At 64.6% G+C, this 13664-nt stretch carries 13 protein-coding genes; 6 read left to right on the top strand and 7 right to left on the bottom strand.

Annotated elements, in window-relative coordinates:
* Window positions 1-2: 2 nt before the first annotated feature.
* Both G6N49_RS02050 and G6N49_RS02055 read right to left on the bottom strand, forming a co-directional pair.
* A complete protein-coding gene (locus tag G6N49_RS02050; RefSeq protein ID WP_011856585.1) occupies window positions 3-608 on the bottom strand; it encodes a TetR/AcrR family transcriptional regulator in 606 nt (201 codons plus the stop codon).
* A gap of 210 nt (window positions 609-818) precedes the next feature.
* Entirely contained in the window at window positions 819-1400 is a 582-nt protein-coding gene (locus G6N49_RS02055) for a nuclear transport factor 2 family protein (RefSeq protein ID WP_041925358.1), read from the bottom strand.
* A 208-nt stretch (window positions 1401-1608) separates the two neighbouring features.
* Here G6N49_RS02055 and G6N49_RS02060 point away from each other — a divergent pair, with 208 nt between their 5' ends.
* Window positions 1609-2625, top strand: coding sequence for an NAD-dependent epimerase/dehydratase family protein (locus G6N49_RS02060; RefSeq protein ID WP_041925130.1), 1017 nt, complete (start codon window positions 1609-1611; stop codon window positions 2623-2625).
* Between the two features lie 13 nt (window positions 2626-2638).
* Entirely contained in the window at window positions 2639-3676 is a 1038-nt protein-coding gene (locus tag G6N49_RS02065; protein ID WP_011856582.1) for a dihydrodipicolinate reductase, read from the top strand.
* A 5-nt stretch (window positions 3677-3681) separates the two neighbouring features.
* Here the strand turns inward: G6N49_RS02065 and G6N49_RS02070 are convergent, their stop codons facing one another.
* From G6N49_RS02070 to G6N49_RS02090, 5 genes are all read right to left on the bottom strand, one after another.
* Window positions 3682-4368 (bottom strand): TetR/AcrR family transcriptional regulator, encoded by a 687-nt coding sequence (locus tag G6N49_RS02070; RefSeq protein ID WP_041925129.1) that lies wholly within the window; start codon window positions 4366-4368, stop codon window positions 3682-3684.
* Window positions 4369-4378: 10 nt separating this feature from the next.
* Window positions 4379-5608 (bottom strand): CaiB/BaiF CoA transferase family protein, encoded by a 1230-nt coding sequence (locus G6N49_RS02075; RefSeq protein WP_011856580.1) that lies wholly within the window; start codon window positions 5606-5608, stop codon window positions 4379-4381.
* A complete protein-coding gene (locus G6N49_RS02080) occupies window positions 5608-6801 on the bottom strand; it encodes a cytochrome P450 (protein WP_011856579.1) in 1194 nt (397 codons plus the stop codon). Before G6N49_RS02080 ends, G6N49_RS02075 begins: the two co-directional genes overlap by 1 nt.
* 138 nt (window positions 6802-6939) lie before the next feature.
* Window positions 6940-7725, bottom strand: a complete 786-nt coding sequence (locus tag G6N49_RS02085; RefSeq protein WP_011856578.1) for a FadR/GntR family transcriptional regulator — start codon at window positions 7723-7725, stop codon at window positions 6940-6942.
* Between the two features lie 78 nt (window positions 7726-7803).
* Window positions 7804-8799, bottom strand: coding sequence for an LLM class flavin-dependent oxidoreductase (locus G6N49_RS02090; protein WP_011856577.1), 996 nt, complete (start codon window positions 8797-8799; stop codon window positions 7804-7806).
* Between the two features lie 133 nt (window positions 8800-8932).
* Here G6N49_RS02090 and G6N49_RS02095 point away from each other — a divergent pair, with 133 nt between their 5' ends.
* The 4 genes from G6N49_RS02095 (at window position 8933) to G6N49_RS02110 (ending at window position 13657) form a co-directional block, all read left to right on the top strand.
* Complete coding sequence (locus G6N49_RS02095) at window positions 8933-9472, top strand: TetR/AcrR family transcriptional regulator (RefSeq protein ID WP_011856576.1); 540 nt, start codon at window positions 8933-8935, stop codon at window positions 9470-9472.
* 1107 nt (window positions 9473-10579) lie between these two features.
* A complete protein-coding gene (locus G6N49_RS02100; RefSeq protein ID WP_041925128.1) occupies window positions 10580-11347 on the top strand; it encodes an MlaE family ABC transporter permease in 768 nt (255 codons plus the stop codon).
* Complete coding sequence (locus G6N49_RS02105; protein WP_011856574.1) at window positions 11344-12198, top strand: ABC transporter permease; 855 nt, start codon at window positions 11344-11346, stop codon at window positions 12196-12198. The genes G6N49_RS02100 and G6N49_RS02105 overlap by 4 nt, the downstream gene beginning before the upstream one ends.
* A gap of 4 nt (window positions 12199-12202) precedes the next feature.
* On the top strand, window positions 12203-13657 hold the full coding sequence (locus G6N49_RS02110; RefSeq protein WP_011856573.1) for an MCE family protein: 1455 nt from the start codon (window positions 12203-12205) through the stop codon (window positions 13655-13657).
* The last annotated feature ends 7 nt before the right edge of the window (window positions 13658-13664 follow it).

A 13664-nucleotide genomic window follows, 5' to 3' on the forward strand; every position in this document is an offset into this window, starting at 1 on the left:
CGTCAGCCGGCGCCGGTGCGACGTCTCGGACGAGGGTTTCCGGCCGGAGGGTCGTTGAACAGCGAAGCCACCAGCGCGGGGACTTCATCGGAATGACTACCCGGCAGCAGCAGCATCGACATGACACTGCGCAGAAACAGATCGCCGAGCTGACGTTTGGTCAGAGCCCCGCTGGTCACCAGTGGAGACTCATCGGCGGCCGGGCCCAGCGCCTCGGTGACCACGTCGACCAGGTTGGGGAAGGTGTCGCGGATGAGCGCTAGCGTGAACTCCGGTGCCACGTCGAGCATTCGGTTCAAGTCGCCGCCGGAGGCGCGATAGTCGATCAGTGTGTTCAGCACGACAGCGACCCGTCGTCCCGGGTCGGGATCCGCCTCAATCGCCGCCTCGAACGCCGCGGTGATGCCGACCTCGAAATGCCGGCCGACAGCTGACAGCACCTCTTCTTTGTTGTTGAAGTATCGGTAGAAGGTGCCACGAGCGACGTGTGACGCCTTGCAGATATCGCTGACGGACAGCTTCTGGGTGCCTTGCCTGCTCAACGCCTTCATCGTGCCGATTAGGATTTTACGTACGGCAGCATCGGCTTGCGGGCTGTCAACGGTCACTCAGCTTCACCTCACAGCCCATCGGCAGGCCGGTACCCTGCCCGCGTGGCAGCTTGCCGGCTCGCCCGCGCATCGAAACCGGGCGCACATCGCTTCATACTCGACGATTATGGTCTCCGTCCGGATGCCTCGGGCACCTTCGCCGTCGAGTGTGACCAAGGGAATGCGCTAGACGCGTCTGCCCCGCCGAGGTGCTCCCCTGATACTCCGTCAATGAGACCGGACACCGAAGTCGATGTCGTGAATGCCGGAGAACGGAGTGAAACCGTTCTTTCCGAGCCACGACGGCGCGGCGTGGTGTTCCGGTTCTGGCCGCGCCCAGTCCACCCAGGACCCCCAGTCGCCGCGACGCAACTTCTGCTGCAAGGACTGCGGGTGTTCCGTCGCTGCGTCGGTGTAGCGCTGCGCGAATCGTTTCATCTCTGCGAGCACCCAGACGTCCTCCTCGGAACGCCATTTGCCGTCGCCGCCGTACTCGATGAACTGGTATGACGGAAAGTCGATGGGACGTCCGCCCGGCTGTGGGTTGTCAGCTCGATTGAGCACCTTGTAGGCAACGCGCGTGCCATCGACGACGTACCACACGAGCGGGCTGTAGACCTGGGGTGCGGCGCCCATCGTGCCCTCGAGGAACCGGGTGATCTCCTGTGGACCGGTGAAGGTGCCGTAGTAGTGGTCGAAGTAGGTCGCGTCGTCGGTGAACAGATTGGCCCAGGCCGCCCAGTCTTCGAGCACCGGGCCGGTCATGAAATAGCGCCGAAACTCCCGCTCGACTTCCGCAATATCTGACATGCGCGTCATCTTATGCATCGTGTATTTTCCATAGGTGCAAACCCATAGTCGAATCTGACATCCGGGGACATGCCCGACCGCCGATAAGACGCGGTCTCACTAATAGGGAATCATCGAAGTCGCCGCCAGGCCGTTCGTGAATCTGACACGCTGATCACGGTGTGGCACACTGCGAGATGCCTGCCGATGGTCACGACAGCGAGAAGGGATGGCGGTGCCCGGAAGCACGAAGCTGGTGATCGGTGCGAGCGGATTCCTCGGCTCACACGTCGTGCGGCAGCTCGTCGAACGCGGCGAGCGCGTCCGAGTCCTCATTCGGGCCACCAGTTCCACGAAGGCTTTCGACGACCTCGACGTCGAGCGCTGTTATGGCGACATCTTCGACGACCAGGCGGTCCGCGAGGCCATGACCGGCTGCGACGATGTGTTCTATTGCGTCGTCGACGCCAGGGCGTGGCTGCGGGACCCGGCGCCCCTTTTTCGCACGAATGTCGACGGCCTGCGGCACATTCTCGACATCGCCGCCGAGGCAGACTTGCACCGGTTCGTATTCACCAGCAGCATCGGCACGATCGCCCTGAACGCGGACGGTGCAGCCACCGAGGACATGCCGTTCAACTGGATCGACAAGGGCGGCGCCTACATCCGCTCGCGCGTCGAGGCCGAGAACCTGGTGCTCGGCTACGCAAGGGATCGCGGCTTGCCCGCGGTGGCGATGTGCGTGTCGAACACCTACGGGCCGGGGGATTGGCAACCCACGCCACACGGCTCACTCGTCGCGGCCGCCGCGGCCGGGAAGATGCCCTTCTACGTCAAGGGCATGGCGATGGAGGTGGTCGGCATCGAGGACGCTGCGCGCGCCCTCGTCCTGGCCGCCGAGCGCGGCCGACCCGGTGAGCGATACATCATCTCCGACAGATTCATCAGCGCGCGCGAACTGTACACCGCTGCTGCTGCGGCAGCGGGCGTCCGGGGCCCGCGGTGGGGAGTTCCGCTGAAGATCATGTATGCGTTGGGTTTTGCCGGTGACCTCGCGGCCGCGATGCTGCGACGGGACCTTCTGCTTTCGTCCATGAGCGTCCGGTTGATGCACATCATGTCGCCGATGGATCACGGAAAAGCGGAACGCGAGCTCGGGTGGCGCCCCGAGCCCATCGTCGACTCGATCCGAAAAGCCGTCGACTTCTACCGCGCCCGGCGCGCCGACGAGGAGGGCCCCCGATAGTGAAGGTTCACGAATGAAAGTTGTTGTCTGCTACACCGGCGGCGTCGGCTCCCAGGTGATCAGGCTGCTCGGCGAGCACCCCGACCACGAATTGGTCGGTGTGCTGGTCCACGATCGGGCGAAGGAGGGCCGCGACGTCGGCGAGCTGACGAACACCGCTCAAATCGGCGTGGCCGCTACCTGTGACGTCGATCAGATCCTCGCGCTACGACCCGACTGCGCGCTCTGGCACGGAGCGGCCTGGGACCGCGAGACTGTAGCCCGCTTCCTGCGGTCGGGAGTCAACGTCTACACCGGCATGGCGGGCTTCTCCGTCCCGCTCGCCGAGGACGAGGAGCTCCGGGCCGCATGCCAGGCCGGCGGCGCCAGCCTGGCCAGCGGCGGGAACATCCCCGGGCTCATCAGCGACGTGCTGCCGCTGTTCCTCAGCGGCTACACCGGCAACATCCGACGTATCCGGGCGACTCAGCGCAACCACGTCGCCGAGTACCCGTCGGCACACCAACTCCACGAGTACCTCATGATGGGTGTCCCACGGGAGCAGGCCGAGCACGCCACCGCTGTGGACGCAATCTGGCTGACCGCGCAGTCCGAATCGGCCAAGCTCGTCGCAGCCGGGCTGGGCGCGGCCTACGGCCAGACCACCATCAGCACGAGAGAATTCGCGCTCACGCCTGTCGAAATCACCTTGGAGTCAAGCGGTCTCACCGTGCCCGCGGGCACAGTCGCCGGGGTTCGGTGGACGTTCACCACGACTACCGCCGAGGGGTATCCGTTCCTCGACGTCGTCAACGAACAGACCGTCGCCCTCGGGCTCGGTGCCGGATGGCGCCAGCAGATCGACGAACCGAACTGGACTGTCGAGGTCGACGGGCACCCCTCGATCCGCTGTCAACTGGAATTGACCGCAGGCACCGATCAACCCGTCGACTCGTCGCCGGCGCTCAACGCCGCCCGCGCGGTGAACTTCATACCTCAACTCGTCGCAGCGGCGCCGGGCTTCGTCTCCGTGCTCGACATGCCCGCGCCCCGCGGCTACCTGGCCGGCTGACCCACTTACCGCGGGTGTTCGCGCCGCAACTGGTCGGCGAGGTTGCTCAGCGCCTCGATCGCCACGCCGACTGCGTCCTGGACCTCCATCGTCCGGGAGACGCGCTCACCGCTCCCGCCATCTGATGCAGCCAAGCCGGGGATGACAAAGTGACGGAAGCGACGTCGTACCTCGTCTTCTGAGCGATCTATTTCCTCTGCGGCGAGGTAGGTCTGCTCGACGAGGAAGTCCACCATCTCGCCGATCTCGATGTCGGTTCGCACCTGCCCGCTGGTCTGCCCCTCCCGCAGCACCGGTCCGACCGCCTCCACCGCGACCTGATGAACGCGCGGATCGCGCATCGACGCGGAGTGCTGGGCGATGAGTGCCGATATCGACGGGTCGGACGGCAGCTCACGGGTGGTGTACACCAGAGCCGCTTCCAACTTGGCGAAGACCCCGGTTTTGGCGGCCATCACCGCCGCCACCGCCGCGACGTGTCTGCGGGCCCGCAGCAGCGCGACCTGCACCAACATCTCCGAGACGCTGCCCAGTTGGCGAAACGCGGTGGCACGGGATACGCCCGCGGTCTTGGCGACCACCTCCATCTGCACCGCGTTGATTCCGCGGGCCGCGATCTCCGCGTCGGCTGCGCGAATCAATCGGTCCCTGACGCTGCCGTCGTCACGGGAATTGATGTCGCCGGCGGTCACGGCGCTGAGACTACGTGATCGCACCAGCGATCTTCAGCTCGATGAGGCGGTCGTCATCGATGCCGAGCTCGCGCAGCACGTCGTCGGTGTGCTCGGCGAACTGCGGTGCTCGAGCCAGTGCCGCCGGGTCGTCGTCGAACTTCACTGGATTGGCCACCAGTTCTCGCGAAACACCCTCTGCATCAACGATTTCAGAGATACGGCCGTTGGCGCGCAGCGCTTCGTCGTTGGCGATCTCCCAGGCATCCTGGACCGGAGCCCACTGGCCCGTGCCGCGGCTCAAAATGGCCTTGCACTCGTCGAAACTCAACTCGGCGATGCGGTCCCGCACGATGCCGTACGCGGTCTCGCTGTTCTCGGCCATCGCCGCCAGCGAGGCGAACCGAGGATCCTCGGCATACTGATCTAGGCCCATCAACCGGCAGAACTCCGGCCAGTACCGTGTCGGTTGCAACATCGACAGCTGGACGAATCTGCCGTCTGCGGTGCGATAAGCCCCGGTGAGCGGGTTGCCCGGCGCTTGCGTCCGGCGTTCGACCTTGGGCAGCGGTCCGCCCATCAGCATCGCCATGTTGACGCTGAACTGGGTGGTCCAGGCGCCGACCGCCAGCAGCGAAACATCCAGGACCGACGGTTCACCCGTCACGTGCCGCCCGTAGAGCGCCGCAGCCACGCCGCCGGCGATGGTGATTCCGCCGATGTTGTCCCCGTAGGCACCGGCAGGCATGAACGCGCTGTGTGCGGCATCGGGCGGTGTGAGTCCGTCGGCGCTGCCGCCACGGGCCCAGAACGCCGTCGCGTCGTAGGCGCCGGCGTCGCGGTCGGGCCCCTTCATGCCGAATCCGCTACCCGCGACATAGATGATGTCGGGATTGACGCGCCGGACGTCGTCGACGTCGATGCCCAACTTCTCCCGCGCCGACGGCAAATAGTTGGTGAGGAACACGTCGCTTCGGCGGATCAACTCGTCGAGAACCGGTCGGGCCTCGGCGTTGTCGAGCGCAAGCCCGACGCTGCGCTTTCCGCGGTTGGGCGCCTCCATGATCGGTGCGAAGCTCGATCCCGGCGCACTGGCCGCCGTGCCCAGCACCTTGACCAGACCGCGCTGCGCATCGCCGGTCACGGGATGCTCGATCTTGACCACCTCGGCGCCCCAATCCGACAGCACCGCGCCCGCCGACGGCACGAATGTGAACTGTGCGACCTCGAGCACCCGAACACCGTTGAGTGGCTTGCGCATCAGAGGTCCCAGACCAGCGGCAGGCTCTCGAGGCCCAACTGACTACCGCTTTCCAACATCTGCGCATCAGGAGCCACCCGATAGTGAGGTATCCGCTTGTGCCACTCCTCCATGGCGATTCTCAGCTCCTGGCGGGCCAGGTGCGAACCGAGGCAGCGGTGCGGACCAGCGCCGAACCCGATGTGATTGTTCGGTTTACGATTGATGTCCACCGTGGACGCGTCGGCGAAGGCCGCCTCGTCCCGGGTGGCGGCGTTCAGCGGGATGTTCACCATGTCACCTGCCTTCATCGGACATCCCTGAATCTCGATGTCCTCCATGACTTTGCGGGCAGGAATGACTATCGCGTACGCGCGTACGAACTCCTCGACCGCCGTGGGGATTACGACTGGCTCTGCGAGGATCTGCTCGCGGTCGCCGTCGTTGCGGGCCAGGTGAAGAAACATCCAGCCGAGCGTGACCGAGACGGTGTCCAGACCGGCCATGAACATCAGCAGACAGAACGACAGCAGATCCTCGTCGGTGACCGGCTTTCCGTCGATTTCGTAGGTCAACGCCTTGCTGACGATGTCGTCGCGCGGTTCCTCACGGCGCTCGGCGATGACCGTCGAGAACCGACCCATCACCGCCATCATCGCGGCCATCTGCTTCTGCAGCTTCTCCTCATCACTGCCCCCGGCATGCAGGATGTCGTGCTCCCATTCGAGGAACCGGTCGAGTTCGTCGACCGGGAGACCCATCATTTCGAGGAAAATCGTGGTCGGAAAGCGCGTTGCGAAGTCGGCCATGAAGTCGCAGGACCCGCGGCCGACGAATCCGTCGATGATGTCGATCGCCCGTTGCCGCACCGTCGATTCGAGGCGCTCCACCGCGCCGGGGGAGAACAGCGAACCCAGCTGGCGCCGCCACTGCTTGTGCTCGTCGCCGTCGAGCATCTCGGGGATCCATTTGACCGGTGGATTCGGCTCGAGGGCAGTGACCACGCTGTTGGAGAACGCCTGCGGGTTCTGCATGATCTCCAGGATTCCCTCGTAGTTGCACACCGTCCAGAAACCGGGGCCGAATTCGTTCCGGTACCAAGGGAATTGCTGTCGTAGCTCGTCGTATCTGGCGAACCAAGTGCCTTCGGCCTCGGTCGTCGTGTAATCGAACGTCACCACGGGGACCGTTCCGGTCCGCTCGCCTGTTGCCACGCCGCCGCCTCCTTGCCTGCGATTATCGTCAATCGATGACGCATATCTGCGACTTCTTAGGGGGACAGTATCAGTCTCGCCTCGCTAAAGGGAGATCCACGCCACATTCGCGGCGATGGGCAGGACCGACCGGTGAGGTCAATAAATGATGTCTCGGACCCGGGTCTTCTCGTAGCCCTTTCGCAGCGCTGCGCTGGCGTTCTCCATGTGTCTACGCCAATGAGCTTCCGCCTCAGCACCTTTGCGTTCCGAAACCAGGACCGCGAGGCGGACGTAGGACCGCATCAGCTTGGAGTACTGCGCCTTCGGCACCACGTTCTGGACACCCTGGAACGCGGTGGTCATGTGCTTCTCGAAAATCTCGTGAAGCATGCCGGCGATCATGGTCAGTGTTGCGTTGCCGGATAATTCCACCAGTCTGCGGTGCAACTCGGTAGACGCCGCCGCGAGCCCCCCGGTCTCCCAAGCCGTGGGAATCTCGTCGATCAGCCGCTGCAGCTCGCGATGCGCTTGTTGGCTGCCATTCTCGGCGAGCAGTCCGGCTGCGTACGGTTCGATAGCGATGCGTGCGGTCATCACGTCGGTGAGTGACGTCCCCGATAGGGCAAGCAGCAGGCCGGCGGGTCGCGCGACGACCTCGGGGCCGGGGACGCGGACCTTGGCGCCCGTCCGCGACCCCCGCCGAACCTCCACCAAGCGGTCGGACTCCAGCACGCGCACCGCTTCCCGGAGAGAAGGCCTACTGACCTGGAAATGCGCCATGAGATCGGCCTCGTACGGTAGGAAGTCACCGTCCTTCAATTGACCGTCGACGATCATCTTCCGCAACGTATGGGCCACGAGTTCTGCTGTCTTGGGCGACCGGACGGCATTCGCGGAGGTCTCTGGTGCGGTCAGCGGCGCGAGCGGTTCCTGTCGAGGCATCGCGACCTTCCTGGTGGATCCTTAGCAGTACTACTCAGTAAACCATGTCAGCGTGTCCCTACTCGGAATTCGGATCGCTCAGGGCAGCTGCGACGCCACTCGGATGGCCGCGGCGTCGTAGTCGGCGCGTCGGCGGCGGCCAACCAGAAAACTCGGCGGCGACACGAATGCCAGATCGGGCAGCCGCTTGCGGGCGGCGAGCATCTCGCACGCCTGCTCGGTACTCCCGCATATCGCGATCGACCAGAGCATGTCGTCGGTGACATGGTCCGCGATCGTATCCGGTTGCCCACTGCGGAACGCCCTCCGTATCGCCGCCACCTGGTCCTGCCAGCCGTGCATTTCCACGAGAGAGTCGTATGTCTTCACGGTCAGGTAAAAGGCGATCTGCATGCGCGCGTCCCGAACGGCGCGCGGTGGGTCGTCGTCGTCGATGGCGGTGATCAGCCATCCCCACCGCAGCAGGTCCGCGGCGTCGCGTCCGGTCGATTCTGCGCCACGGGCGAGCTCCGGCTCCACCATCTCAGTCCACCAGCGATCGGTGAACAGGCCGTGGCCCAGCACCCCGTCGGCAACCCGCCCCACAGTGCGCAGCATTATCTTGTTGAATGCTCCGACGAGGATGGGCACCTCCAGCCGTCCCAGCACCGGTGCCCGGATATCGGCGTCGATGGTGTAGAACTCGCCGCGGTATCGGACCGGTTCGCCGTTCTCCGCCTGCAGAAACGCCCTGATCACTTCGATCAACTCGGCCATTCGGGAAGCCGGACGCGCAGCATCGACGCCGAACCAGTCCCGGTTCATTCGAGCGGTGCCCGACCCGAGGCCGAGGAAGACCCTGTCCGCAGCATGCCTGGACAGGTGACGCACCGATGCGGCGTGTACGAACGGCGATCGCGCGAACGCGTACGCGATGCCCGGGCCGATCATCGCCGTCGAAGTTTCGTGTGCCATCTCCGTTGCGGTCACATACGCGCTCAGGTCGGCGAATTCGCCGGCGCAGAACGCACCGGCCCCGGCAGCCTCGGCCTGCGCCGCGAGGGCAGGCCCGGGCCACGGCAGACCCCATTTCATATCTTCGCCAACCCATCTGAGCTACATCGATTACCTAGTAATACACGTAGGATAGCAGACAGTCATTTTTCGACACAGATGTCAAAAAATCGATGTGGTGAGAGCCGGCGCCCCCGATGGAAAGGACGCGTTGATGACGACGAAGACATTGCCGAGCATGGTGCCCACCGGCTGGTTCCAGGTGGCCCGTGACATCACCGACCTGGCGTCCGTCACGCGCGCGAACTTCTACTACTACTTCCGGGACAAGGCAGAACTCTTCATCGAACTCGGCACGCAGACCTACCGGCAAGCCCTCGAGGTGGTCGAAGCTGTCCGTGGCCTGAGCGGCCGGACCTCGCGCGAGGATATTGAGGAGCGGGTCAGCAGGTACTTCGACTACCTTGACCACAACGACGCCTTCGTCGTCCGCTCGGCCGAAGACATGCCGACGGATCGGAAGTTCCGGTCGGCGGTGTCCCGCTCGCATCGTCGGACGGCCGCGGCGCTTGGTGAGGGCATCGCAGCGATCTCGAAGACCGCCCCCGACTCCGATCCGGTGGCCGCAGGGGTGGTGATCATGGCAATGCTGGAACGCTCCTGGTCGATGGTGATCCACAACGAGGTCTCGTCCACCTCGCGCGCGGCCGTGGTGGGCGCGGCGACCGAATTGCTCTGGCGAACCGTCAATTGACGCGCCGGCGACCCATCGGCGGCCCCTTGGTGGCCATTCGGCCTGCAGGAGCGCGGTACCACGCTGGCTGAGGGCAGATCGTCTACTTGCATAGGCAACGCCCCCGCCGCAGAGGCCGGACCGCTCCGAAGTGTGCTGGGCGAAAATCATTTGTCGCCGGCAACATCGTTCAATTATCTATATAGATACCTATTTCCGCGTCTCAAGCGGCGTCCGACAAGCCCCCATTTTCGCAGTCCGGAAAGAGGCGACTACGGAAGTTCCCGAGTCCGACTGACGGATCTACAACCGGTCGGTGCGCGAACGAAGGCCACTCGACGATCCGCCGCATCTGGCGGGCTCGGTGACCGCAACATCATGCGACCGGTCCGTTTCCCGAGGCTACAGCCATACCGCCGGCTGTCCGGGGACAGTCCCGGCGGCTGCCGACCGGGCTCGTGTGTGATTTCTTGGTCTGCGCCGCGAGAATCTTGCGATCCGCATTGTGCTCCGAAAAAGCCACGAACTGAGGCGAATAAGATTCTTCTCGAGCATTGAATAGATTTCTTTCTGAGCACTTGTTCTGAATACATCGCCGACATCATTCAATGGTCGTCAGAATAATTGAACGACCTTGCTAGCAATTTGTAGATCAATTCGCCGGAGTGCGCGTGCAGCATCGGTAGCAACGTCTGAGTGTGCGGAGGTCACCTGACGCTTGGCATGGTGGGTGGGCCGTCGCCGGGGGCGCTGGGAAGCGCGTGAACCCGTGTGTCGACGCTCGCGTCAATAGACGCTTCAACTGCAGGGATGAGAGCGTCCAGCATGGAGCTCCGGCGTCTGCTGGGCGTTCTCAGATGGGTCGAGCCCGGCTGGCTACAGCATGGCGTGGGCAGCCAGAAAACGATCAACGATGGCTCCGAGCAAAGTGTACGTATCCAACTAGGTAGGCCAGGTTCCGGAGATGACGAAGATTCAAGCTTGTTGCTACGGCGGGAAAGCGTGGTGTACCTTTCTCGGCACAGTGCGCTGTGCCCTGAATCACAGGCCTGAACCGGCGCGCGTGCGAGCTTTACGAAGGGAATCGCAGTCTATGAACCCAATGAGGGGCCTGGCGGAAGGTTGGCTTTGGTAGCACAGAGCGTGGCCGCCAAGCCGATGCGCGCCCTTGGTGGCTTCTTCGCCATGTCCCTGGACGCCTTCGTTCAGATGTTCCGTCCGCCGTTCGCATGGCGCGAGTTCCTGCTTCAGACGTGGTTCGTGGCACGGGTGGCGCTGTTTCCCACCATCATGCTGGCAATCCCGTTCACAGTGCTCACGGTCTTCACCATCAACGTGCTGCTGGTGGAGATCGGGGCCGCGGATTTCTCCGGCACCGGTGCCGCGCTGGGCGCGGTGACCCAGATCGGTCCGATCGTCACGGTGCTCGTGATCGCCGGTGCGGGTGCGACCGCGATGTGTGCCGACCTGGGTGCTCGGACGATTCGCGAAGAAATAGATGCACTCAGGGTGCTGGGTATCAACCCGATTCAGGCGCTGGTGGTACCGCGCATAGTGGCGGCCACGGTCGTCTCCCTGATGCTCACGTCGTTGGTGACGATGGTGGGAATCGTCGGGAGCTTCATATTCTCGGTTTACTTCCAGAACGTGACCCCAGGCGCGTTCGCCGCCGGGTTGACCCTGCTGGTCGGGACGCCGGAAGTGGTCGTCAACCTGCTGAAGGCGGCGATATTCGGGTTGGCCGCGAGCTTGATCGCCTGTTATAAGGGCATCTCCGTCGGAGGTGGGCCCCAAGGCGTGGGCAACGCCGTCAACGAGACAGTCGTGTACACGTTCATGGCGCTGTTCGTCATCAATGTGATCGCCACCGCGGTTGCCGTGAAGGCGACGACATGACGCAGGGCGCCCCGAGCACACAGTTCCCGCGGTTGCGGCGCAAGGTCGATGGATGGGTCAACGGTTGGAACCGCATCGGCACCCAGACCCAGTTCTATGGCGAGACCATCAAAGGCATCTGGGACGCCGTCGTCCACTACCGGACGGAAGTCGTTCGGCTGATCGCGCAGATGAGCCTCGGCGTCGGAGCCCTGGCGGTCATCGGCGGAACCATCGTCATCGTCGGGTTTCTCACCCTGTCCGCCGGCTCACTCATCGCGGTGCAGGCCTACTCCCAGCTGCAGCAGGTCGGTGTCGAGGCACTGGCGGGCTTCACCTCCGCCTTCCTCAACGTGAGACTGGTGTCGCCACTGGTGGCGGGTATCGGCCTGGCAGCGACCATCGGGGCCGGCGCCACAGCGCAGCTGGGCGCCATGCGGATCAGCGAGGAGGTCGACGCGCTCGAGGTCATGGGCATTCGCTCGGTGGCCTACCTGGCCTCCAGCCGGGTGCTCGCCGGCGTGATCGTCGTCATCCCGCTGTATTGCATCGCCGTGCTGGCGGCTTTCGCGGCGACCCGAACGGGCACCACGCTGGTCTACGGGCAGTCGACCGGCGTCTACGACCACTACTTCTATACGTTCCTGAACCCGACCGATCTGATCTATTCGTTCCTACAGGCCATCTCCATGGCGGTCGTGGTGATGCTGGTGCACACCTATTACGGTTTCACCGCCACGGGTGGGCCGGCCGGCGTCGGCGAGGCGGTCGGGCGCGCCGTGCGCACGTCCTTGGTGGCTGCGGTGTTCGTCACCCTTTTCGTATCGCTGGCCATCTACGGCCAGTCCGGCAATCTGAACCTCTCGGGATAGCGCTGTGGAATCCAGGAGACACGACCGCGCACTGCACCCGGCATGGTGGACGCTGATCCTTCTCGTGGTGCTGGTCACCATCGTCATGGTGACCTCGGCGATGTTCGCGGGCACGTTCAAGCGATTCGTGCCGGTGACACTCACCTCGGATCGCTCAGGCCTCGTGATGGAGCCGGGCGGCAAAGTGAAGCTGCGCGGTGTCGTCGTCGGCCGGGTCAGCGAAATCACGGGTGGCAACGATCCGGTCAGGCTGAAGCTGGACCTGTTCCCCGATCAGATCAAGTACATTCCCGCCAACGTCGAGGCGCGCATTCGGGCTACCACAGCGTTCGGCGCCAAGTACGTCGACCTGATCTATCCGAGCGACCCCAGCCCGAAGCGAATCTCCGCCGGGGCCGTGGTCGCGTCGAAGAATGTCAGCACCGAAGTCAACACCGTTTTCCAGAACCTGACCGGCGTGCTGCAGAAGATCGACCCGGCCAAGCTCAACGGTGTCCTCTCGGCCCTGTCGGAGGGTCTGCGCGGCCAGGGGGAGCGGATCGGCGAAGCGACTACCGACGCCAACCAGGTCCTCATCGCCCTCAACTCGCGCACCGACACGGTGCAACGGGACTGGCAGTCGCTGCGCAACTTCAGTGACACCTACAGCGTCGCTGCTCAGGACATCGTCACTGTGCTGAACGCGGCGAGCACCACCAGTGCGACGATCGCCAACAACGCGCCGGCGCTGGACGCCCTGCTGGTCAATCTGCTCGGCTTGTCCAACAGCGGCATCGAAGTGCTCGGTCCGAACAAGGAAAACCTGGTCACCGCCATCAACACGCTCGAGCCGACGACGAGCCTGTTGATGGAGTACAGCCCGTCGTTCACCTGCACGCTCGTCGGAGGTAAGTGGTTCCTGGACAACGGCGGCTACAAGTGGGGGGGCGGCCAGAACGGCAAGTCGGCGATTCTGGACACCGCCATCCTGCTCGGTGACGACCCCTACCGATACCCCGACAACCTCCCGATCGTCGGCGCCAAGGGCGGACCGGGCGGCAAGCCCGGCTGCGGGGGACTCCCGATCGTCGACGACGACTGGCCGGTCCGCCACCTGGTCACCAACACCGGCTGGGGCACCGGGCTGGACCTGCGGCCCAATCCTGGCATCGGGTTCCCCGGGTGGGCCAACTACTTCCCCGTCACCCGCGGCGTGCCCGAACCGCCGAGCATTCGCTATCCGGGTGGCCCGGCGCCGGGACCGATCCCGTACCCGGGTGCCCCGCCCTACGGCGCACCGCAGTACGCGCCCGACGGAACTCCGCTGTACCCGGGTCTGCCGCCGGCTCCACCGCCGGGGGCGCCGCGGGATCCGGGGCCCCCACCGCCGGGGGCGGAGCCGTTCGTCGTGCCGCATCCGGCGCTGGGGCAACCCACCCCAACCCCCCTGCTGCCCGAGGCCGTCACACCGTCGCCGTGAGCGGTCC

The organism is Mycolicibacterium monacense, assembly GCF_010731575.1.
GTDB lineage: Bacteria > Actinomycetota > Actinomycetes > Mycobacteriales > Mycobacteriaceae > Mycobacterium > Mycobacterium monacense.

Excerpts from the sequence above, each read along its gene's own strand:
- G6N49_RS02055 (WP_041925358.1), bottom strand. The coding sequence starts at position 1,400 with ATGTCAGATATTGCGGAAGTCGAGCGGGAGTTTCGGCGCTATTTCATG.
- G6N49_RS02060 (WP_041925130.1), top strand. The coding sequence starts at position 1,609 with ATGGCGGTGCCCGGAAGCACGAAGCTGGTGATCGGTGCGAGCGGATTC.
- G6N49_RS02065 (WP_011856582.1), top strand. The coding sequence starts at position 2,639 with ATGAAAGTTGTTGTCTGCTACACCGGCGGCGTCGGCTCCCAGGTGATC.
- G6N49_RS02075 (WP_011856580.1), bottom strand. The coding sequence starts at position 5,608 with ATGCGCAAGCCACTCAACGGTGTTCGGGTGCTCGAGGTCGCACAGTTC.
- G6N49_RS02085 (WP_011856578.1), bottom strand. The coding sequence starts at position 7,725 with ATGCCTCGACAGGAACCGCTCGCGCCGCTGACCGCACCAGAGACCTCC.
- G6N49_RS02090 (WP_011856577.1), bottom strand. The coding sequence starts at position 8,799 with ATGAAATGGGGTCTGCCGTGGCCCGGGCCTGCCCTCGCGGCGCAGGCC.
- G6N49_RS02095 (WP_011856576.1), top strand. The coding sequence starts at position 8,933 with ATGACGACGAAGACATTGCCGAGCATGGTGCCCACCGGCTGGTTCCAG.
- G6N49_RS02105 (WP_011856574.1), top strand. The coding sequence starts at position 11,344 with ATGACGCAGGGCGCCCCGAGCACACAGTTCCCGCGGTTGCGGCGCAAG.